This is a genomic window from Candidatus Chlorohelix allophototropha (assembly GCF_030389965.1).
Classification (GTDB): domain Bacteria; phylum Chloroflexota; class Chloroflexia; order Chloroheliales; family Chloroheliaceae; genus Chlorohelix; species Chlorohelix allophototropha.
The window spans coordinates 244,737-266,223 of record NZ_CP128399.1 but is presented as its reverse complement, the minus strand read 5'-3'; the positions used below and the strand labels follow the sequence as shown (position 1 = coordinate 266,223).

The window sequence follows — 21,487 nt, the reverse complement described above, 5'->3', positions numbered from 1 at the left end:
GAAGCATTCTTGAGCTTACTTTATCATGCAAACAAGGTAAATGGCTCAAACTGTCTCGACTGGTTGAAACATGCTAGCTTAAGTTAGCTCGGTTTGGTGTTATCCAAAACTGGTTGGGTCGGTCAGTATATCCTATTTGGGTTTTGTAAAGGTCCAGATACAAAATCCCCATACGGGCTTTCTGGACACTGGAACAGGAGCGCAGCTTTATGAGTATTCAGCTACGTCCCGCTGCACCAGTAATCAACCGTCCCGCCTTAAACAAGGCCGCCGAACTCCATGTGCGAGGCTATAACTGGTATCAGTTGTTCGCCTTCCCACGTACCGAAGACCAAATATTCGGTGGACACCTGATTGTCTCAGGTATGATCGGGGTAATGGTAGCTTTTAATATCGGGAGTGGTATTACAGCGCCGGGAAACTACTTTTTTCTCTCCATCGAGCCGCAACTATATAACCTCGGCATCGATACTAAAGAGAAGGTGCTAACCTATGCACTGATTCACATAATCAGTGGGCTAGGTCTCATTTTGTTTGGCTGGTGGCATTACCGCAACCGCATCCTGCAAGCTGCGGCTCTAACCTATGCAAAAGCATGGGGCGGTCACCTAATTTACATTGCATGGTGGTGCTTTGCTTGGAACCTGTGGTCGCTGCTGGTTATGCAGCGCGGTCCTGTTCTCTTTGGAATAGGCTTGACCGATGCCGCACAGAGGCAAGCTAAAATCATTCCGCTTATGAATTTTGACGGTTTCCTATTGTTACTGGCATGTGCTTTACTTATAGCTGGTGTAGTTACGTATAGAAAACCGCCAACATTTAATCGGCATTTGGAAGACCCGAAAGCGCAATTGCACGTTAACCTCGTGATATTCGGCTGGACGGGCATGCTTTACAGCGCATTCGCTTGGTTCACCTTCCCTAGAGGTGAAAGTGCCGCTTTGGGGCAATGGAGCGACGTGACTCTAAACCTATTTGTTTGGAACCATGTCAACTGTTGCGCGCTTTATATCTTCGGTGGTGTGTTCCACGGCGCTCAATATTTGTGGGATGTGCGTGACGACGACACCAAGAATCCTTGGGTTATATCCAAGTGGATTAGGTGGTTTGACAAAGAAGATAGGCAGGTAGATATATCGGTCATATGCTTCTTCTTCGCCTTCTTCACTGGCTTCTCAGCTTGGGGTGTAATGGGTATTAACTCACTGGTGGACTTCAAGATATTCCCACCAGAGTGGTATATCGACTGGCTACGCCCTTATATACTTGAAACTGTTTGGCCCGGTATATTACATGTCTGGCCCGGTTATCAAACCAGTGTAAGCGACTGGGTATTCTTACACGCCTTAACATCTGGCTTCTTCTTCGTGATGATACCGCTCTCACGTGCGGTCTTCTTCACCAGGCGCAGCCCGCTATTTGATGCAAAAGGCATAACCAAACGTAGTTTTGACTATCCTTGCCTTGGTCCCGCTTACGGTGGTACGTGCGGTTTCTCCATCCAGGATCAAATCTGGTTGGCGATGTTGTGGGCTATCAAACCCTTGAGCGTCATTGTTTGGTACATGATGGGAGCGTACTTTGGCAGCTTCCAGTATGCTATCGACCCGAAAGACCCCGCCGGGCCTCTGAGTTTCCCCGGTAGGCCAGGTACTTTGTTCTATATCTTCCAAGCTACTAGTAAGATATGGAATGATGGTCATCTAACTATGATATTATATTATGGTCATTTGATCTGGTTACTAAGCTTTATGTTCTGGTTTATGTACCGTGGCTCACGTCTGGAAGGTGCATACATACTATCACGCTTCCTCAAGCGGCACTTTAACATCAATCTAGTGCCTGAGCAGTTCGTCACTACCCTAGTGGGTAGCCGTTTCCTCGGTACATGCTTTTACTATGGCGGTACTTTCACCTGCATCTTTACCTACCTAGCAGTAGGTTATTCCTGGAGACCGAATATCGGGGTGCCAGTTTTAGTACCACTGCCTGCCCCGTAAGAAACCCGATGGACTAACTTTCGCTGTTTACCACTTCAACTCAACAACACCCCGCCTTGTATAGGCGGGGGTTTTTGTTTTATAGGACTTTCTCGCTTGATCGCTTGAAACAGAAAGAATGAACCGGGATTAGATTATGCCCCTTGCCTGAAAAGGCGAAAGCCCTTTCATAATTTCGGGCAAATATTCTCAGGTTTGAAAACCGGATTAGCGCTTCCAAAACGGTTCATCGCTTCTATCAAACTGCGGTTTTGCTGTGAATAATTAATTGCCGTGGCACAACCTTCGGCAATTGCAGCGGTAGTTGAGGGGAATTTGCCAGAGCTTACCGCAATATTAAAAGCTTTAGCCCAACCTGCATAATTCCCATCCTTCAAGCTTGCCTCCTCCATTACCGTTTTTGCCCGTTCAAGGTCTCCTTTTAAACCGTAGGCTATGCCCAAACGAAACCGAGCAAAAGCGGTGAGTACCTCGCGTTCCTGAATGGCATCTTCAGAAGTTCCCTGAGACTCAACGAACCAGAGTTTGAGAGTGGAATCGGTTAACGAGCCATAATACAAATCAATTGCTTGGTTTAAATCACCCTTGTCCAGAGCCGCATTGCCATCCAACACACGATGATATAAGAAGAAAGAAGTAGCAAAGCGTGTTTCAGCCAACTTCACACTTTTACTAGCAGCATCCCAACGCCAATATTCGGAACGGGTGCGCTGCAAACCGGCGCTTGGCGAATTAATAGTGCCACCGATAAGTATCAAAGCTGGTAACGTGCCAACGACAGGGTTTTGTTCAATACTTAGTTGGGCAGTGGGCATTGAAGGTACGTCAGGAGTCAGGTCGGTAAACTTGCCATTATTCCAACTTACTGCATGTAACCGTAAAATACAGGTGTTTGAACCGCAAATAAGCTCAGAAAAAACTATATCAGGCAATTTATCTCCGGTAAGATCAATAATCTTTTCCAGTTGTGGGTGCAAAAAATCTTCTTCGGCATCAAGCTTGAGGGTTCGAGAACGTAAAAAACTAGCGCTCCATTGGTTTTTGTTGCCTTTTAGCAACAATAGAAACCCGGCATCTCGTTGAATGGTGGGTACCTCGCTCCAACTTTCAGCAACGGTCGCCACCAGTTCCGGCTGCCCATCTCCATCCAGATCGGCAGCTTCCACCGCGCTATTTAAACCGATAGCATTCCAATTTAGTAATAAATCACGGAGACGATTCTTAGCAATTGCCGGGTCTTTAGAGGGCAAGGCATCAGGTTGCTTGTTTAGCCAAGCGGCGATGCTGTTGGCAAGTTGGTCGGGTTTAGCAATTGTAAACGGTGGTGGGGTTGGCAAAGGTTTGGTTTCAGGAGTAGAGGTGGGGCGGTAAGTTGGCGTAGGAAATGGAGTCGGAGAGGAAATCGGTATTAAGGTAGGAGTAGCAAATACAAGAGTGGGTAATGGAGTGAGCGGTTGTGGCGTAACGGTAGGGGTAAAAACAGCGTGAGTGACCACTACTACTGGGACTGTAGGGTTTTTTTCTTCGCCGCAAGACGACAAACCGAGCAAAAGAATTAAGATTAGAATCAAAAGAATTAAGAATTGCGAATTAATCCTTTGCATGCATTTCTCCTGCGATTTTTACGTTGATTGTTCGATAAGTTAAGGTTATTATATAAAGCATAATTGGAACTGCGGCAAATCAGGCGTGTTGTTCAATGCCAAAAAGTGTTGTGCCAATAAAGAAACTCCGCCGCAAGCAACGGATATTCAGCCGATTATATTGAGGCTAATACCCAACATTAAAAGGTTACACAGGAAGCGGCGGGAATGTACCGAGAGAAATTCAATGTGTGGACTAAAATTATGTGCAACAATACTTGAGTAAAAGTATTGTTAGGAGGAACTGTATGCCTGAGAAGATTGATAGGAATATTTCACTTGAGCTAGTACGTGTAACAGAAGCCGCCGCAATGGCAGCAGCACGTTTAATGGGACGCGGCGATAAGAACAAAGCCGATGGAGCAGCAGTAAGAGCAATGCGCATAGCATTGGGCAGCATTAGTATGGACGGTACAGTTGTAATCGGTGAAGGCGAAAAAGATGAAGCTCCTATGCTTTATATCGGTGAGAAAATCGGCAACGGCGAACCCCCCAAGGTAGATATTGCTGTTGACCCGATTGACGGTACTCGTTTACTTTCGCTGGGTTTACCCAATGCAATAGCAGTAGTTGCTTTAGCCGAAGCAGGTAGCCTTTATACCAGCCCCGGAATATTCTATATGAATAAAATTGCCGTAGGTCCTAGCGCTAAAGGCGCAATTGATTTGGATAAACCGGTCGAATGGAATTTGAAAAGTATTGCCGAAGCCAAACGCCTCCCCTTGGAAGAGTTGACTGTGGTTGTGCTTGATCGTCCTCGTCACGAACAACTTATGCGGGAAATTCGCGAAGCCGGCGCACGCATTAAACTGATTACTGACGGTGATATTGCCGGTGCATTAATGACAGTGCTCGAAGATACGGGCGTAGATGTATTGATGGGTATCGGTGGTTCGCCTGAAGCGGTAGTCACTGCGTGCGCTCTAAAATGTATCGGTGGCGAAATGCAGTGCCGCCCTTATCCACGCCACGAGGAAGATCGCCGCAAAGCTTTGTCAATGGGTGCAGACCTGAATAAACTCTATACCATAGATGATTTGGTAGCTTCAGACCAAGTCTTTGTATCCATTACCGGCATAACTAACGGTGAGTTGGTGGATGGTGTTAAATATTCAGAACGGCATATAGAAACCCATTCGCTGGTTATGCGTAGCAAATCAGGCACCGTCCGAGACATTCGAGCGCGGCATAGCCTTGATAAGCTGATGGCATATAGCGAAGTAGAATATCTTGCCCCTAGCCAGAAATAAAACACATTATGGCTTGGGCGCTCTTTATTGAACGCTCAAGCCAATCCTCTGATTAAATTGAAACAAAAAATAGCCGCGTTCTGGAATGAAATAAATCCCGATATTGCCGCGCTAGGCTTGCTGTTATTGGGTTTGGCGCGGCGATTGAGCGGACTAGGTGAACGACCGCTATGGTTTGACGAGACGATTAGTGCGGTTTACGCTCGTCAGGATATTTCAACTCTCTTTGCTCTTAATAACGGCGATAACCATCCCTTCGGCTATTATCTAACTCTTAAATTCTGGATAGATTTGTTCGGTTACAGCGATGCGACCATCCGTTTGCTCTCGGTAGTGCCGGGGGTAGGCGCAATCTGGCTGGTATGGCTTATCGGTCGCCGATTGTTCCCAGAACAGTCTAGTATCACGCTAAGCGCAACCGCTATTATGGCACTCAACCCCTTCCAGATATATTTTTCACAGGAAGCCCGTAACTACTCTTTTATGCAATTTTGGGTCTTACTGGCAATCTGGTTCTGGTTGCGGGGTTTGGAAAATTCGCGCTGGTTGGATTGGCTGGGTTTGGGCAGTGTCAGTGCACTGGCTATTATTTATAATTTCACCGGAGCTTTTTACCTAGCGGCTCTTTACCTCTATCCGCTATTTCGTGCCAGATTATATTGGGAAAAAGGAATCCTGTTGCGAATGTGGGGCGCAGGGGCAGGGGCAGGGGTAGTAGCCGGATTTGCCCTATTCCCCAAACTTACCAGTCGGTTAGACGCAATTAAGAATAATTTCTGGATACCAGAGCCTGAGCCACTAATAATACTGCGTACCTTTTTTACTTTTATCTTCGGCGCTGCACCAGCCGATTTATTTATATTGGCTTTCGCGCTTGCTTTCGTATTGCTGGCAATAACTCTCGTTATGGCGATTCCGGCGTGGTGGCGAGAAAGGCGCGATTCCGGGCTGGCACGCACTCTGTGGTTGCTGTTTGCACCGCTTGGGTTGGTAATTCTGGTTTCGCTGGCATTTCAATCGCTCTATTTGGATAAAGCGCTTATCGCCTGCTCGCCGTTTTATTACCTATTACTGGGCTGGGCAATTTTTAAACCGGGTACACAAAAGTGGGGTGGCGCAATTTTAGTGGGTATTCCGTTGGTAATTGCGCTGTTATGGAGTTCCCTCTATCTGCCTGATATTTACAACGGCAAACTGCAACCGTTATATATCGCCCGTTATAATGTTAATCAGATTAACACTTACCTTGCACAGCAACCTGCCGAGGCGGTTGTAACTGCCACCGATATTGCGTGGCTGCCACTGGTTTACTACGGGGCGCAAGCGTTGCCGCCCAAATATTCCCTCTCGGATTACCCTACCCCCAATATTTTTCCGTTGTTAGTAGAAAAATTACATTCCGAAACTATTGCCAGCGCAGATGTAGGTAAACGCTTCAAGCGTTTTTGGGTACTTTTTGAACTATATCAGGGCGATAACCCGCTAGCCGAACCGCGACCGTTGCCGATTGGGTTAGATATACCTTGGGCACATAGCAAAGACTGGCAGGTAAGCTTAATGGCAGACTTCGACCGCAAATATACCCGGGTGCAAGCGGTTGAGCTAGACCGAGTTTTGCTGGTATTATATCAACAGTAAATCCGATTCTGAGCGAAGAGGTAATAGAGAAAGCTATGACCGATTCAACACCCCTGCAAAGGCTTGCTATTGAGCCTGAAGGTATTCTGCTAGATACCTTAAGCTTGACAACTCCGAACGAGGTATTCTACTTCCGGCGGCGTGTACCCGCTTCTTTTATCGAAAAAATGAGCTTGAGCGAAGGCTTGGGTATATTCTTTCGCTATGACCTAGAACGCCAGAAAGCCAATCTGATAAAAATTGCGGGGATGGAGCTTGGCAACGTGGTGCTGGTGCATACTGCAAAAGGTGAAATTGCTGGGTATATCTGTATGCACCCTATAGACGAATACGATCGCTGGTATGGGCTGAATGAAGTGGATATGTCGCCCAACGTGTACGAGTTCGGCGCAATCGAGGTTAGCCGGGAGTGGCGTGGCGTGGGTTTGAGTTATCGTCTTATGCGGGCTGCTTTCGAAGGTGAGGAATGGTTGCGCGACAAAATCGTCACCTCTTACGAGTTCGCATGGCATTGGGATAGCGAAGCAGTGGGCTTGAATCGCTTTGTATATCGCAAAATGCTCAAACGTGTCATCGAATCGGGGGGTTTCGATCAATACGATACAGACGAACCGAATGTCATTATGGACGCTGCCAATATGTTCATGGTACGTATCGGCGACAAGGTGAGCAGCGAGGTTCAGCAAAAATTCTTCTCGCTACTCCAGCGCAATAATCCTTGGGGGTTGTAACTCTTTCAATAAACTGGCTACAACGCCTCTTTGATTTGCAATAAAAAAGAGCGAAGCATCACACTCCGCCCTTCCGTTTTTCTTCTGGTTACAGCACTATATTTACCAGTTTGCCCGGCACGTAGATGATTTTCTTCGGGGTAGCGCCAGAGATGGCTGCCGCGATTTTCGGCGCACTCAGCACCGTCTCTTTAACCTCATCCTCGCCCATATCGGCGGGAATATCAATACGTTCGCGCAACTTACCGTTGATTTGCACCACCAACGTCACCAAGTCATCGGCTGCCAATGCTGCATCGTAGATGGGCAGAGTCTCGATATGAATACTGGTTTCGTGTCCGGTAATTTGCCACAACTCTTCGGTGATATGCGGACTCAATGGAGCCAACAACACCAGCATTGTATTTAACGCCTCACGCCAAGCGGCGCTGGCTTGAACGGCGGGAGTATCCTGCGCCATCTTTATCAAGCCGTTGTTATATTCCATCAAGCCGGACAAGGCAGTGTTAAACTGCCACGACTCCAAATCTTGCAGCACGCGCCGAATCGTCTTGTGTTGCAAACGGCGCACATCCGCTTCGATTTTAGAATCAACGCTACCGCCCTTGTCGAACGCCACCGTATCTGTCACCAGCGCCCATACACGGCTTAGGAAGCGGTAGATTCCCCCAATCTGCATCTCAGTAGTGTCTGTCCAGTTACCGCCCTTATCAAAGGGTCCTAGGAACATCAGGAAGGCACGCACCGCATCCGCCCCGTACTGATTAACCAGCACATCTGGCGCAACCACGTTCCCTTTCGATTTGCTCATCTTCTTACTGTCGCGCAAGATTGTACCTTGATGGAACAGGCGTGTGAAAGGTTCTTCAAAGCTCAGGTAGCCCATATCGTGCAGCGCCATCGTAAAGAAACGTGCGTACAACAGGTGCATAGTGGCGTGTTCCGCCCCGCCGGTGTACTGATCAACCGGCATCCACTTTTTAATCAGGTTCGGCTCAAACGCGCCCCCTTCAAAAATCGGGCTACAATAGCGCAGGAAGTACCAAGAGCTACACATGAAAGTGTCCATCGTGTCAGTTTCGCGCCGCGCCGGACCACCGCATTTAGGGCAGGTGGTGTTCACAAACTCAGGGATGTACTTCAAAGGTGACTCCCCGGTGGGCTTAAATTCCACTTCCTCCGGCAGCAATACCGGCAACTGTTCTTCCGGCACAGGCTGGATACCATCAGTGTCGCAATAGACCATCGGGATAGGCGCACCCCAATATCGCTGGCGGCTGATTAACCAGTCACGCACGCGATAATTGACTTCTGCCTTGCCCCAACCCTCATGCTCGATATGGTCAATAAACTGCTTGACGGTTTCCTGATTATCCGGCAAACCGTTGAACGACCCGCTGTTTACCACATGCCCTTCATGTACCAACGCTTCGCTCATCGAATCTTCGCTCAACTCGCGATCGTCCGGCATATAAACCAAGCGAATAGGTAGATTAAATTTGCGGGCAAACTCAAAGTCACGCTGATCGTGAGCAGGAACCGCCATAATTGCGCCTGTACCGTAACCCATCAGCACATAATCCGAAATCCAAATCGGCACTTTCTCACCCGTGAAAGGACTGATTACGTAACTGCCGATAAACACGCCCGATTTCTCGCGATCGGTGCTTTGCCGCTCAATGTCAGTTTCACCACGTGCTTTCTCGATGTAAGCGTTTACCTCAGTTTGCTTGTCGGGTGTAGTCAGCTTTTCTACCAACGGGTGTTCCGGCGCTAACACAAAGAAGGTGATACCGTACACCGTATCGGGACGAGTGGTAAATATCGGCAAATCGTATTCCTGACCATCCCATCCGGTAGCCTTGAAATTGACACGCGCTCCTTCGCTGCGTCCAATCCAGTTGCGCTGCATCAGCATGGTTTTTTCGGGCCAGCTAACGTCCTTATATTCCAGCAAACGGTCGGCGTAAGCGGTGATACGGAAGAACCATTGCTCCAAATCGCGCTTGTACACCAGCGTACTACAACGCTCACAAGTGCCGTCAGCCAACACCTGTTCGTTCGCCAATACCGTCTGGCAACTCGGACACCAGTTAACTGGCGCTTTGGCGCGATACGCCAAGCCCTTCTCGTACAGCTTTAGGAAGAACCACTCAGTCCATTTGTAATAATCCGGGTTACAGGTAATGACTTCGCGCTGCCAATCCCAAATACCGCCCATCGTTTTCAATTGTGAGCGCATTTTGGCAATATTGGACAAAGTCCATTTGCGCGCATGTACTCCACGCTTTATAGCGGCATTCTCGGCAGGCAAACCGAAAGCATCGAAGCCCAGCGGTTGCATCACATTGTAGCCCTTCATCCGCATCAGACGACCGAACACATCTACCCCGGTGTAGTTGTACCAATGCCCGATATGCAAATCACCGCTAGGATAAGGAAACATCACCAAGTTATAGAATTTAGGGCGGGAATCATCATCAGGGGCGTGATTTGCGCCCGCTTCTTCCCATATTTTTTGCCATTTCGATTCTATATCTGCCGGACGATATACCGGCTTTTCCGCCCTGTTTACTTCAGGTTTTATTTGAGTATCCATAATCTATCTCCGTGAATTCAATTCCAGCATATATTCTTTTACCTCCAACGCTTGCACTATACCGTGCGTTTCGGGGAGGTTGATAGCATAATCGCGATAAAACTGGAAGCCCCGCTGCTGATAGAAGGCAATGGCAGGCTGGTTTTGTGCTGCCACCGTCAACCACAGTCGGGGCGGTCTAAGACCGGATTCAGGGTCAAGACCGCGCAGTATTGCCAGCATTTCATTCAAAAGAGCAGTACCAATGCCGTGCCCCTGCCACTCTGGAAGGAAATAGAGGCGGGTTATTTCGGCATCAGGGTTATAGCCGGGGCGCAACATTACTTCGCAAAAGCCAACCACACCCGAACTTGTGGATTCTGCCACCAAGAACCAGTTATCCTTCCCAGCGCGATTCAAAAAATGTCTCAAAGCCTGATCGGAGTAACTGCGCTTGATAAATATAGCGCGAGTTTCAGGCGGAATTATTTCCGAATAAGTAGCATCCCAGCTTATACGCGCCACATCTCGAACCGCAAGAATATCTGCCTCTGTGGCGTACCGGATGGTGTAATTTATCAAATCTTGTTTTTGTTCGTAATATGTAATCATAATTATAAAAGCAAAAAACGCCCCGTTCCCATAAGCCAGCCTTGACTGCTTAGGGACGAAAGGCGTTTGACCTTGCGCGGTACCACCCTACTTGATAGAGCCTACCCTTTAATAAAAAGATGGAGATGAGGGGGCTCGAACCCCTGACCCCAACACTGCCAGTGTTGTGCTCTCCCAACTGAGCTACATCCCCATGCAAACGTAGAAGGCGCTATCCGCTTGATTCGGCTATAACGGGCTTTCCCGGCGACGGCTACCTGTGTGGTTTACCGCTGCAACTCCCGGACGAGTTCAGCCTTTGCTTGTTTCCTTCCCACCCTCGGAAACTCTCTGTGGTGCGGTGGCTTACTACTTCCGTTCGCAGTTATTAACCTTATTGCGACGGCTTCCCGGCGCATCTAAAATATTATCACAAGCGCATTATTTTTGCAAGCGCAAAATCTGGTTTTTGGCTGAAAGTATAACCCTATGCTTATGATTATGTGAAGTTACTCCGTCAAAGATTTGCCTCAATCAAGCGTTCTACAATCACCACATCACGCCACACACCCTCCAATTTGGCATGTTTTTCGTAAATGCCAACCTCTCTAAACCCTATCGAACGCAATAAGCTAAGGCTGGCATTATTCTCTACAAAAACCCGCGAAACCAATTTCCAGAATCCAGCTTTTGCCGCCTCATATATAAGAGCCTCCAACACCAGTTTACCCGCACCACGTCCCCGTGCTTCACGCGCTACATAAACCGAAAATTCGGCGATACCGGCATAACATTCCCGATTCTTCCGGTAATCTGAGGTAGAAGCGAAACCGATTACTTTTCCAGCCTCTTCTATCACCACGATTGGATGTTGCGCATCAAACCAGCTCAATATATCTTCGGAAGAGCGTGAGCGTGTTTCAAAGGTAGCAATACGATCATCTATACCCTGATTGTAAATCTCGGTGATAGCGTGGGAGTCATTGAGTTGGGCTGCTCTTATTTGCACTGTTACCTCTCCTAGTGCTAAATGTACTTAAAGATAGTTTTGGTCAGTATTGTAGCAAATCGGCAAAAAAAGTGGGCGCAATACCTCACCTGGTTTAATTTTACGATTGACAAGGCTTTAGCAATACTTTTTAATAAATTACAGGCTGAAATTTATCATAGAAATCGAGGTTAAAATGGTTGGCTTGAAGAAGGCACTGGCAGTAATAATAAGCATCATTATTTTGCTAGGGTTCTTCCCTCTATACCAGCTTGTTAAAGATAATCCTCCCACTTTAGCTATATTTTATGGGTTCAACATCGTTTTCATGGTCGCTGTAAGCGCCATTCAAAGAGGCAAGGTAAACCGCTTGAAAAATAGCGCGGGCGTGTTGCTGTGCAGCTTTGATACAAGGTGGAGATTAGTTTCAATTATTATAGGTGCCTTTGCCTCGATTTTTTTAATCTTAACACTAACTTTAACGCCTGATAAGGCTATGCTATCAGAAACTCTTCCCTTTTACTTTTCCCTTAGCCTTTTGACCATCAACCTCTTCGCAACTTTATTTATTCCTCTAGGCAAAGTTGAATTCAGAGAAAACGGGATTATTAGCACAGCAAGATACATACCGTATCACACCATCATTTCTTATTATTTCATCGGGATGAAGCTAAAAGTGAAGTATCTCGATTCGGCAGGGCGTAGAAGCAGCTACACGGAAGATTTACCCATCAAATGGGCTGGAGCAGTCCAAGAGCAGTTAGCTAGCCGGAACATACCCTATACGTTACCCACAACCGCCCATATCTGATAAGTTATATAGACTTGTCGCCGAAATTAGTAGGCGAATATTAAAATAAGAAGCAAAATCTAAACTAGAACCAAAACCATAACAAATGCTATGAGCTTCTAGATTCTAAAGTGATGGGGATATGTCGTGTTTTCGAGTATAAGCGTTATCATCCCGGTTTATAACGGGCAGAAATTCATAGGCGATGCTCTGGAAAGCGCATTGCGTCAGAGCGTTGCTCCTGAAGAAATTATAGTGGTGGACGACGGCAGCACCGATAGCACCGCCGAAGTGGTGGAAAGTATGCGCCAAAGTGAACCTACTATCCGGCTTATTCGGCAGCCAAATGCAGGGCAGCCCGTCGCCCGTAATCGGGGAGTTAATTCTGCCCATGGGAAATTTCTGCTAATGCTTGATGCGGATGACCGATTATTGCCAAATCATATTGAAGTGTTGCATTCCGCCGCCCGCAAAAGTGGCGTGGCTTTCTCGGATTACCAAGTGATTGATATAAACAGCAAAGTTCAAGAAGCGCATCATCGGTTGCGTGCAGCCGAAGTAAGATTGCCAAATGTGCTGGCTTATAATTATTTCCCCATCGGCGGCTCGATGATTACCCGTGATTTATGGGAGAAAATCGGGGGGCTAGATGAAAAGCTTATAGGGGTTGAGGATTGGGATTGGATTACACGGGCTTTACTAGCGGGTTACAAGCCTGCACATGTGCCTTTGCCGCTATGGCAATATCGCTTTCATGCTCAAAATACTTCACGTAACCCCCACCGGATGGTACAAAGCAATCTTGCACGGTTGGATAAAGCATTCGGAGAAATGAACCTACCTATCAAGTATCACCGTTATCGGGCTTTCAGTTATCTTGTCAACCATGCGCTGGCAGCAGGGCAGTTTCTTTCAATCGGCAACGAAACAGAGGCACTATACCATCTCCAACAAGCCCATTTGAAAGCGCCCCACCTTTTCTACTCGCTGCAACTTTTTATCAGCTATCTGAAAATGTATGCGCTCAACGGAGGACATGACTTAGCTGAAAAAGGGGTAGCAGCGGTTTTGCTGGCAACCGAAATAGCCGAAGAAGAGCAGGAGAAAACCCGACTCCACGCGCTTGGATTAATGTCACTCGGCTTGTTGCTGGCAAAGCGTCCAGCGCAGGCGTTGCCTTACCTAAGCACTGTTATCACAAAGCACCCGACGGTATTTCTAGAAGTAGGCAACTATAGAACTTTGGCGCATTACACACGTATGTACGCTACAGAAATGGCAAGGCGTTTATATGTGGGCTAAAACATGAGCAGAAAACGCGCCAGGCGTGGCTGTAAATTGGTTATCAATAGGCGGTCGGCGGCTTCCACCGGCTTTATCAGATAAAAAATACCAAACAAGATTAGCACAAAAAGTGTGCCACGTACCAGCAATATCACCAACCCGGCATCACCAATAAAAGCGCAAAGCAAGCCTGCCACAGCCACACCCGCACCAATCTTCAGGATATAAGCAAAACCCAAATTGGCGATAAGCTCTCTCACCAACCATGCCTCGGCTGCCCGTGTCAGCACATTAGCCAGCGAAGTGGCAATTACCGCGCCCAATGCCCCATATGATGGTATAAGCAAAACATCAAGCAGCACATTGAGCAGACCAAAGAGCCAGCGCAACCGCACCATATAATTTTGTCGCCCAAGCGTATTGATAAAAGCAGGGCAAACGCTAGCGCCCAACAACGCCATTAACATCTGTTGAAGCGCAAACAGATTGAGCAGGATTACTACCGATTGATAACGCTCACCGAAAACCAATGTAACCAACGGCTGCGACACCACCCATAGCCCTACTACCGAAATAAGATGCAACGGTAGGCTAAAGCGGTAGTAATAGGTAAAATAGCGTGCCAGCCCAGCCTGCCCTTTTTCTAGATAAACGGTAGAAATAATCGAGTTGAGGGACGCGCTCCACCCTGTAATCAGATTGTAAAGGCGTGAGATTAAAAGGGCAGCTATGCTATAGTAGGAAACTTCCGCTACATTGGAAGCCAATAACGCCAACAATATAATGTCGATTTGCCCCATCAGCCCGATATTGGCTAAACCGATGACATATTGGTCGCGGCAATAGCGCACCAACTCCCCCATTTTAGTCTGTATTATTGACCCTTTATGCCTTGCTCTTTGCAGCAAACCGTCCTGTACCAGTAATACCAACACTGCAAGCACCATGCCAGTATTGACCAGCGCCAAGCTTGCCAGCAAAATCTCAGCCGTGGGCGGGGTGAACCAGAACCACACTGCCAATACCAAAATATTGACAAGCTGTCCTAGAAAACGAATTAACACGATACGCCCTACCCGGAACGAGGCGACAAAATAAGTACCTGTAAAGTCGTGCAGATTAAACAAAAGCAACAAAGTAGCCGGCAACCAAGGATCAACCGCAAAAATCGCTTGATTAAGCCAGTCCGCCAACCAGTCTTTACCCAACACCAATAAAAGAATAGGCAAAGGGGAGGCAAGAATTAGTACGAAAAAGAGGCGGCGAAATAACCAAAAAGAGGCAATGGGGCTTTGCTGTCGTTCCAGCGGCAGAAACCGCAATAACCCCTCGGAAATACCCGTCCCGAAAAGCAACCCGAACAGGTTCAAGAGATTAATAACAGTGGTATAGGTGCTGTAACTAGATTCGGAGAGCCAACGTACCACCAGCACAATAAAGAGCAAGCTCAAGCCTACCTCGCCAAGCCGCCCTAATTGCGCCCATAGCATTGCGCCCAGAAATCTTTTATGCGTCATTGGTATAAAAATTAAAAGCTGCCAACCAGCGCATAAGCCTGACTGACAGCCCAAAATGTGGATTTATTAGACTAACTACCGGCAAAGTCTTTGGCATTGGCAGTAACGAGAATTACCAATGTATCGCCGACTTTCAGCTTACCCTTTAAAGAAGGAGCGCCTTTCTCAAGATCCTGAATATCGGAATCTTTCGTAGGAGTAGCAGCAACCACCTCTGCTCCGTCTGTACCTTTAATAAATACCAGCAACAATGTGCCGCTAGCAAGAATATTGCCGGGGCTAGCAGTCCAGCCTTTATCCTTCATCTTGCCTTCATAGAAGGTTTTCAGAGCATCCGGTTTTTCGGAGGTTTTATAATAAGCAAATTTACCGCCCTTCGGAAAGCCAGTACTGTTTTGAAGCACGCTTTGATCCGCATCGCTTACAGTGAGTTTCTCGGAATTGTTGGGCGCAGGCAAATCTCCCAAGCCGCTTCCGCCGCCACCGCCAAGTACGAACACGAACAAGACTACCGCTACAATACCAATTACTACTACGGCACCGATAATGCCGATAAGTAAGCCCATTTTGCCTTTTTTAGCAGGTGCGGCGGCAGCGCCATAAGGTGGAACGCCATATTGCTGTGGTTGATCATAACCGCCGTATGCAGGTTGGGAAGGTTGAGCGGCTTGCCCGTATCCACCATATTGCTGCTGTGCTGGCTGCTCGTAGCCACCGTATGCCGGTTGGGCGGGTTGTGCCGCCGCCTGACCGTAGCCACCATATTGTTGCTGTGCTGGCTGCTCGTAGCCACCGTATGCCGGTTGAGCCGGAGGAGCAGCTTGCCCATATACACTGTAATCCGCAGCCGGGGCAGCGGGTGCGCCGTATGCCGATTGAGGAGCAGCAGCGGGCGGGGAATAAGGTGCATTAAAATCCTGTGCCAGCGCGGGGGGAGCGGGTTGCTCGTAACCGCTTGGTATGGTGCTGGCGCCACTTTGTCCATCCACAAGTTTTAGCACGGTAGTGCCTATTTGCAAAGTATCTCCGGGTTTTAACAACTGCGGTGAACTAACCCGTGTTCCATTAACGAAAGTACCGTTAGCAGAATTGTTATCGGTTACTAATAGACCGTTTGCAGTCACCTCCAAGTCGGCATGCCGCCGGGAAGCCTGTTCATCGCTAATTACCACATCATTTACAGATTGACGACCTAAAGATAATTTGCCGGGTCTCAGGTCATATGTGCGTCCAGGCTCAGCACCGCTCTGCACTACCAATTGCATAGGTAATAACCTACCTTTCTTAGTTCTTAACTATGGCGCGTTGGCGGGTGAAAGTTATTCCCTTGTCCAAGAACCTAACCGCCAGAATAAAGCTGGATATTAATATTATTATACAGGTTGAAATGATAATAATGCCCTTTAGTGAAAAGTACAGCGAATTCATTATACAAATACTTTTATTATCAATCAATTACTTAACCTGAAGACAGTTAGTATTTTCTCAATCAATGAGGTGGTAGAATAACCTTTCAAATAGGGAATCAATGCTACTTCGCCACCATAGGACTTAACAGTTTTTTCTTCCATCAACGGTTTGGCATCGGGTTTAGACTCTGATTGGTCGGAGAGAGTATAATCGCCACCCTTTACATAGAGCGCAGGCTTTAACAACATAAGAGTCTCATCGGCGCTTATTTCTTCAAAAATGGTTACGTAATCCACGCAGCGCAGAGAGAGTAACATTTCAGCCCGGTCTTGCTCTGGGATAAGCGGACGAAGGTTTCCTTTTAGTTTGCGGGTAGAGCTATCACTGTTTACACCCACTATCAGTAAATCGCCCATATTCCGGGCAGCCCACAAACATCGGACATGTCCAATATGCATCAAATCAAAAACGCCATTTGTGAAAATCAGACGCTTGCCTTGTTTGCGGCAGAGTTCGCCAAATTCTGCCAGATTATCACGTTCTAGTATTCGCTCGTTCATCTTAACCCCGCAATTTGCCTAATTCTTCATCCAAATCACGACGGTAGATTGTAGCATTACCGAGTTTTTGAATTACAACCTGCCCAGCCGAATTTGCCAAGTGTGTCGCATCTTGAAGCGGAACTTTAGCTACCCACGCCAACGCCAACACGGCGATAACCGCATCACCCGCGCCTGTGACATCGAAAACTTCACTGGGCGCAGCTACAGGAGTGTGAAAATATTGTCCGCTCGCATCTACCACCGATATACCGTCAGCGCCGCGAGTGATTACTACCACCTGTGCCTGTAATTCGCTGCAAAGACGGTTCATTGCCTCTGCAAATATAGTTTCATTTTCCAGTGCAAAACCAAGATAGGTTTCTGCTTCCTGCAAATTACATTTAATCAGGGTGCAACGCCGAAAATTGCTTAAGTCTCCCTGAGAGTCAACGATGATGGGAGTGTTATACTCTGCTGCTACCTCCAGCGCGGCGGCGATAACCCTTTCCTGTACTACCCCACATTTATAATCTGAAAATAAAATTGCATCTACCTGTGGAGTAATACGGCGCAAGTAATCTACCAACTGCCGTTCTACCTCACCGTTAATTGGAGTGCGAACGGCATGATCTATACGAGCAACTTGCTGTGGAAAGATATGATCACCTTCGGCAACCACTCTTAATTTATTGGTAGTAGGGCGTGCATAGTCAACCACACACCCATCGATATTAACGCCCCTTGAACTGAGAGCTTCTAGCAACTCACTTCCCGGCGCATCATTACCGATTACACCTAATTGGTAGGCTTTGCCGCCAAGCGCGACCACATTACAAGCGGGGGCAGTTGCCCCACCCGGCACAATACGGCGGCTGCGGTATTCCAGCACCACAATGGGCGCTTCCCGCGAAATCCGACTGGGTTTGCCCATGATATATTCATCGTGGTATAAATCACCTACCACTACCACGCATTTACCCTCGAAAAGAGGCAGGTAATTCCTGAGACGTTCTGAAGTTAGCATATTATATTTTTATCGACTAAGACGCATCCACGACAAAGCCAAAGCCACAAACCAAAAAATAGGCACTGCCAGATTATCGCCCTGAAACATCTGACCGAATGCCCCTATTGCCGAGTTAAGCAAATCCATAAGCGGTGGAAACCCATTGCTGTAATTGATGAAAATACGCGCACTCAACACTACAAAAGTAAGGAAAATACCAAGCAGCACACCACCAACCGCAATAAACTGCAACCCGCGGGTGCGCTTATCTCCGGTAGCTCGTGAAATTGCTTCGCTTACAAGCAACGCTAGAAATATTTCCGGGAAAAGATGGATTGAGCCAATAAAAGAACGTGCGACATATTGCGCCAGCAGGTTCGGCTCATCACTCGTTGGGGTTGAAAACCAGGTCGACTCTGGTACAAAAACAGGGATACCTCTGAAGGTGTTGCCCAGTAGAAAGCCCCAGACCAGTGCAGCGACAAACGCCGTGCCAACTGCTGCCAATGCTGCCAACACATAGTGGCGAGTTCGGATAGGTTCTCTCAGTGTTTCGCGCTTCCAATAGGTGCGAAATCCGGTATCACGCGGTTTGGCTTGTGCCTGAGTGTTTCCAGACACACCTACTGTGGGCACAGGTGTCCGGGCGCAATCTGGACAGCGCACTCCAACCGGGGTATAAACCATACAGCGTGGGCAAATGGGCGTGCCACAGCGCCCGCACTTCAAGCCTGTTTCAATTGTAGGATGACGTTTGCAGAAAGTAGTATCTACGTTGATTTCAATTACAGGTCGTGTAGCTTGAGGCGGCGGTTCGGTGGTAGTTCCCGTAAATTGGGGCGAGGGTTCATCCCCATTAAGTTTTGCCTTGAAAGAAGCGTACTGCGAATCAATTTTTGCCATGCACTCCCGGCAGCGCACTCCTTCCGCAATTAAAGTCATATCACGGGTTAATACTGCTTTCCCGCACGCGCCACATTTAAGATAAAGACGATCTTCCGGGTTCGGATTGCTATCTATTTCATTTCGATGTGATGTTGACACCATTTACTCCAGACTAACGTAACCGCTGACGGGCGGCTTCTAGTAATACCACTGCCCCAAAAAAGGGCACAGCCTCTAAAATGCGCCGCCAGCGCTTGGGTTCTCGCCCTAAGCGATAAAGCCATTCCAAACCAGCTCGCCTGACCCATAATGGGGCAAGACGGGTGCGTCCTGAAATATAGTCAAAAACGCCGCCTACGCCAATTGAGAGCGCCGCACCGCTCTTACTTAAGTTACGTGCAGCCCAGTAATCTTGTTTCACCATTCCATAAGCAACCAATACAATGTGTGGTTGCGCCCTACGGACTTTTGTCAGCGTCTCGAAATCACCATCAGAGGCAGCATTTCCGGCAAAACACCCGGCGATTTTCACGCCCGGATATTGCTTTCGAAGCGACTCAGCAGCCGCTTCCGCCACTCCCTCAGCCGCACCTAGCAAAAACAAGCTTAAATCGCTTTCGGCGCTGCATTTTGCCAGTGCATGTACCAAAGCCACGCCTGTAACCCTACTCCGGAAGGGCTGCCGTAGCAATTTACCGGCATAGAGTAATCCAACCCCATCTGGTGTTACCAGTGCTGCCGAGTTAACCAATTCTCGGAAAGAGGCGTTGCTCCGGGCTGCCATAATATATTCTGGGTTTGCGGTAACGACTAGACGACTAAGCGAGTCTTTTTCATGCGCCCACTCTTCGATGAGCGCAACCACTTCGTCCAACGTCACATCGTCAACCCGTACTCCCAAAATATTGCGCGATTGCATCCTAATCGGTAATCGCGCCTTCCGCCGCCGAGCGCACCAATTTGGCGTATTTCGCCAGCACGCCACGAGTGTAGCGCGGTTCTGGCGCTGTCCAACCCTCACGGCGTTTCGCCAGTTCCTCTTCCGAAACTTCCAGATTTAGGGAGTAGGTTTCGGCATTAATTTCGATAATATCCCCGTTTTGCACCAGTCCGATTGGGCCACCTAGCGCGGCTTCCGGCGCAATATGACCGACTACCATGCCGTGTGTACCGCCGCTGAAACGCCCATCGGTAATTAATCCCACCGAGTCGCCAAGACCTTTACCCATTATGGCGCTGGTTACTGCCAACATTTCGCGCATACCGGGTCCGCCCTTTGGGCCTTCGTAACGAATCACTACCACATCGCCAGCCTTAACCTGATCTTCCATAATCGCTTTGAAGCAATCCTCTTCGCAGTCAAAGACAATAGCAGGTCCTCGGTGGGTGGTATCTTTCAACCCGGCAATCTTACAAACCGCCCCTTCCGGTGAGAGGTTGCCATTAAGAATAACGAGTGGACCACTCGCCCGTAGCGGGTTAGCCAAAGGCATCACAATAGTCTGGTCGAGCGACAAATCAGGCGCATTTTCGAGATTCTCGGCGAGAGTTTTGCCCGATACGGTCATTGCATCCCCATGTAGCAAGCCCGCTTTCAGCAGAACTTTCAATACCGCTTGCGCACCACCTACCCGGTCGAGGTCAACCATCACATACTTTCCGCCCGGTTTGAGGTCGGCGAGGTGTGGTACGCGGCGACTGATACGGTCAAAATCTTCCATGCTCAAATCTACGTCAATTTGACGAGCAATGGCGATGAGGTGCAACACTGCATTGGTGGAACCGCCCAACGCCATTACCAGCGTTATAGCGTTCTCGAAGGCATCCTTGGTCAAAATATCTTTTGGTCGCAGGTTCAATTCGAGTAATTTGATTAGCGTTTGTCCCGCTTCAAAGCACTCTCTCTCCTTGCGGCTACTGACGGCAGGCATAGAACTACTACCCGGCAAGCCCATTCCCAAAGCCTCAATTGCACTCGCCATTGTGTTGGCGGTGTACATACCGCCACAACTGCCCGCACCGGGAATCGCGCTATCTTCTACGTCCTTGAGTTGTTCAACTGAGATTGTACCTGCGCCGTATTGCCCTACCGCTTCAAAAACGCTCACAATGTCCACATCGCGCCCACCGCAAGTACCCGGCATAATAGTGCCACCGTACACAAAAATGCTAGGAATATTCAAACGCGCTAACGCCATAAGACAGCCCGGCATGTTTTTATCGCAACCACCGATAGCAATCACCCCATCATAGCGCATAGCGTTAGCCACCAATTCGATACTATCGGCAATAACCTCGCGACTTGGTAGGGAATATTTCATGCCTTCGTGACCCATTGAGATTCCATCGCTTACGGTAATCGTATTGTATATCTGGGGTACTCCGCCACCAGTGCGAACACCTTCTTTAACCTTTTCGGCAAGTTTGTTGATGTGATAGTTGCATGGGGTAATTTCCGCCCACGTGCTGGCAACGCCAATCATTGGCTTGGTAAAATCTTCATCGGTAAAACCAACCGCCCGCAGCATCGAACGATTCGGAGAACGTTCCAGCCCATCTGTAGTCATGCCACTACGTATTTTTAGACTTCTTTTATTATTTCCGTTGGTCTTATTTTCTTCCATCACTCCTCAA

Annotated in this window: 17 protein-coding genes and 1 tRNA gene; 6 read left to right on the top strand and 12 right to left on the bottom strand. The window is 48.1% G+C overall.

Annotated features, from left to right (window positions below; all coding sequences use genetic code 11):
* Positions 1–209 precede the first annotated feature (209 nt).
* A complete protein-coding gene (locus tag OZ401_RS01185) occupies positions 210–2,000 on the top strand; it encodes a photosystem I psaA/psaB family protein (protein ID WP_341468883.1) in 1,791 nt (596 codons plus the stop codon).
* A gap of 167 nt (positions 2,001–2,167) precedes the next feature.
* Here the strand turns inward: OZ401_RS01185 and OZ401_RS01180 are convergent, their stop codons facing one another.
* Positions 2,168–3,604, bottom strand: coding sequence for a tetratricopeptide repeat protein (locus OZ401_RS01180; protein ID WP_341468882.1), 1,437 nt, complete (start codon positions 3,602–3,604; stop codon positions 2,168–2,170).
* A gap of 287 nt (positions 3,605–3,891) precedes the next feature.
* On the opposite strand from OZ401_RS01180, the gene glpX reads away from it, so the two are divergent.
* The 3 genes from glpX to OZ401_RS01165 are packed head-to-tail and all read left to right on the top strand — an operon-like array spanning position 3,892 to position 7,262.
* A complete protein-coding gene (glpX, locus tag OZ401_RS01175; RefSeq protein WP_341468881.1) occupies positions 3,892–4,893 on the top strand; it encodes a class II fructose-bisphosphatase in 1,002 nt (333 codons plus the stop codon).
* A 27-nt stretch (positions 4,894–4,920) separates the two neighbouring features.
* On the top strand, positions 4,921–6,531 hold the full coding sequence (locus OZ401_RS01170; protein WP_341468880.1) for a glycosyltransferase family 39 protein: 1,611 nt from the start codon (positions 4,921–4,923) through the stop codon (positions 6,529–6,531).
* A 35-nt stretch (positions 6,532–6,566) separates the two neighbouring features.
* Complete coding sequence (locus OZ401_RS01165) at positions 6,567–7,262, top strand: GNAT family N-acetyltransferase (RefSeq protein ID WP_341468879.1); 696 nt, start codon at positions 6,567–6,569, stop codon at positions 7,260–7,262.
* Between the two features lie 88 nt (positions 7,263–7,350).
* On the opposite strand, the gene leuS is transcribed toward OZ401_RS01165, so the two are convergent.
* From leuS to OZ401_RS01145, 4 genes are all read right to left on the bottom strand, one after another.
* Positions 7,351–9,861: a leucine--tRNA ligase gene (leuS, locus tag OZ401_RS01160; RefSeq protein WP_341468878.1), complete on the bottom strand. Its 2,511-nt coding sequence runs from the start codon at positions 9,859–9,861 to the stop codon at positions 7,351–7,353.
* Positions 9,862–9,864: 3 nt separating this feature from the next.
* The gene (locus OZ401_RS01155; protein WP_341468877.1) at positions 9,865–10,452 is read right to left on the bottom strand and encodes a GNAT family N-acetyltransferase; all 588 of its coding nucleotides are present in this window, start codon (positions 10,450–10,452) and stop codon (positions 9,865–9,867) included.
* 120 nt (positions 10,453–10,572) lie between these two features.
* Positions 10,573–10,645, bottom strand: a tRNA-Ala gene (locus tag OZ401_RS01150).
* Between the two features lie 303 nt (positions 10,646–10,948).
* Entirely contained in the window at positions 10,949–11,440 is a 492-nt protein-coding gene (locus tag OZ401_RS01145) for an arsinothricin resistance N-acetyltransferase ArsN1 family A (RefSeq protein ID WP_341468876.1), read from the bottom strand.
* 175 nt (positions 11,441–11,615) lie between these two features.
* Between OZ401_RS01145 and OZ401_RS01140 the strand changes: the two genes are divergently transcribed.
* Entirely contained in the window at positions 11,616–12,230 is a 615-nt protein-coding gene (locus OZ401_RS01140; RefSeq protein ID WP_341468875.1) for a hypothetical protein, read from the top strand.
* A 126-nt stretch (positions 12,231–12,356) separates the two neighbouring features.
* The gene (locus tag OZ401_RS01135; RefSeq protein ID WP_341468874.1) at positions 12,357–13,511 is read left to right on the top strand and encodes a glycosyltransferase family 2 protein; all 1,155 of its coding nucleotides are present in this window, start codon (positions 12,357–12,359) and stop codon (positions 13,509–13,511) included.
* On the opposite strand, the gene OZ401_RS01130 is transcribed toward OZ401_RS01135, so the two are convergent.
* The 7 genes from OZ401_RS01130 to ilvD all read right to left on the bottom strand — a co-directional run bounded on the left by OZ401_RS01130 (position 13,508) and on the right by ilvD (position 21,477).
* Entirely contained in the window at positions 13,508–15,010 is a 1,503-nt protein-coding gene (locus tag OZ401_RS01130) for a lipopolysaccharide biosynthesis protein (protein WP_341468873.1), read from the bottom strand. The genes OZ401_RS01135 and OZ401_RS01130 overlap by 4 nt on opposite strands.
* Positions 15,011–15,081: 71 nt before the next feature.
* Positions 15,082–16,275: an FHA domain-containing protein gene (locus OZ401_RS01125; protein WP_341468872.1), complete on the bottom strand. Its 1,194-nt coding sequence runs from the start codon at positions 16,273–16,275 to the stop codon at positions 15,082–15,084.
* 186 nt (positions 16,276–16,461) lie between these two features.
* Positions 16,462–16,980 carry an adenylyltransferase/cytidyltransferase family protein gene (locus OZ401_RS01120; protein ID WP_341468871.1) on the bottom strand — a complete coding sequence of 173 codons (519 nt, stop codon included), beginning with the start codon at positions 16,978–16,980 and terminating at the stop codon, positions 16,462–16,464.
* A 1-nt stretch (position 16,981) separates the two neighbouring features.
* Positions 16,982–17,986, bottom strand: coding sequence for a bifunctional heptose 7-phosphate kinase/heptose 1-phosphate adenyltransferase (locus OZ401_RS01115; RefSeq protein WP_341468870.1), 1,005 nt, complete (start codon positions 17,984–17,986; stop codon positions 16,982–16,984).
* Positions 17,987–17,995: 9 nt separating this feature from the next.
* The gene (locus OZ401_RS01110; protein WP_341468869.1) at positions 17,996–19,015 is read right to left on the bottom strand and encodes a hypothetical protein; all 1,020 of its coding nucleotides are present in this window, start codon (positions 19,013–19,015) and stop codon (positions 17,996–17,998) included.
* 10 nt (positions 19,016–19,025) lie between these two features.
* Positions 19,026–19,772 carry a WecB/TagA/CpsF family glycosyltransferase gene (locus OZ401_RS01105; protein ID WP_341468868.1) on the bottom strand — a complete coding sequence of 249 codons (747 nt, stop codon included), beginning with the start codon at positions 19,770–19,772 and terminating at the stop codon, positions 19,026–19,028.
* A 1-nt stretch (position 19,773) separates the two neighbouring features.
* Entirely contained in the window at positions 19,774–21,477 is a 1,704-nt protein-coding gene (gene ilvD, locus OZ401_RS01100; RefSeq protein WP_341468867.1) for a dihydroxy-acid dehydratase, read from the bottom strand.
* Positions 21,478–21,487 lie beyond the last annotated feature (10 nt).

Bases quoted from the DNA above. Each gene is read 5' to 3' on its own strand.
- OZ401_RS01185 (WP_341468883.1), top strand. From the start codon at position 210: ATGAGTATTCAGCTACGTCCCGCTGCACCAGTAATCAACCGTCCCGCC.
- OZ401_RS01180 (WP_341468882.1), bottom strand. From the start codon at position 3,604: ATGCAAAGGATTAATTCGCAATTCTTAATTCTTTTGATTCTAATCTTA.
- glpX (WP_341468881.1), top strand. From the start codon at position 3,892: ATGCCTGAGAAGATTGATAGGAATATTTCACTTGAGCTAGTACGTGTA.
- OZ401_RS01165 (WP_341468879.1), top strand. From the start codon at position 6,567: ATGACCGATTCAACACCCCTGCAAAGGCTTGCTATTGAGCCTGAAGGT.
- leuS (WP_341468878.1), bottom strand. From the start codon at position 9,861: ATGGATACTCAAATAAAACCTGAAGTAAACAGGGCGGAAAAGCCGGTA.
- OZ401_RS01155 (WP_341468877.1), bottom strand. From the start codon at position 10,452: ATGATTACATATTACGAACAAAAACAAGATTTGATAAATTACACCATC.
- OZ401_RS01140 (WP_341468875.1), top strand. From the start codon at position 11,616: ATGGTTGGCTTGAAGAAGGCACTGGCAGTAATAATAAGCATCATTATT.
- OZ401_RS01130 (WP_341468873.1), bottom strand. From the start codon at position 15,010: ATGACGCATAAAAGATTTCTGGGCGCAATGCTATGGGCGCAATTAGGG.
- OZ401_RS01125 (WP_341468872.1), bottom strand. From the start codon at position 16,275: ATGCAATTGGTAGTGCAGAGCGGTGCTGAGCCTGGACGCACATATGAC.
- OZ401_RS01120 (WP_341468871.1), bottom strand. From the start codon at position 16,980: ATGAACGAGCGAATACTAGAACGTGATAATCTGGCAGAATTTGGCGAA.
- OZ401_RS01115 (WP_341468870.1), bottom strand. From the start codon at position 17,986: ATGCTAACTTCAGAACGTCTCAGGAATTACCTGCCTCTTTTCGAGGGT.
- OZ401_RS01110 (WP_341468869.1), bottom strand. From the start codon at position 19,015: ATGGTGTCAACATCACATCGAAATGAAATAGATAGCAATCCGAACCCG.
- OZ401_RS01105 (WP_341468868.1), bottom strand. From the start codon at position 19,772: ATGCAATCGCGCAATATTTTGGGAGTACGGGTTGACGATGTGACGTTG.
- ilvD (WP_341468867.1), bottom strand. From the start codon at position 21,477: ATGGAAGAAAATAAGACCAACGGAAATAATAAAAGAAGTCTAAAAATA.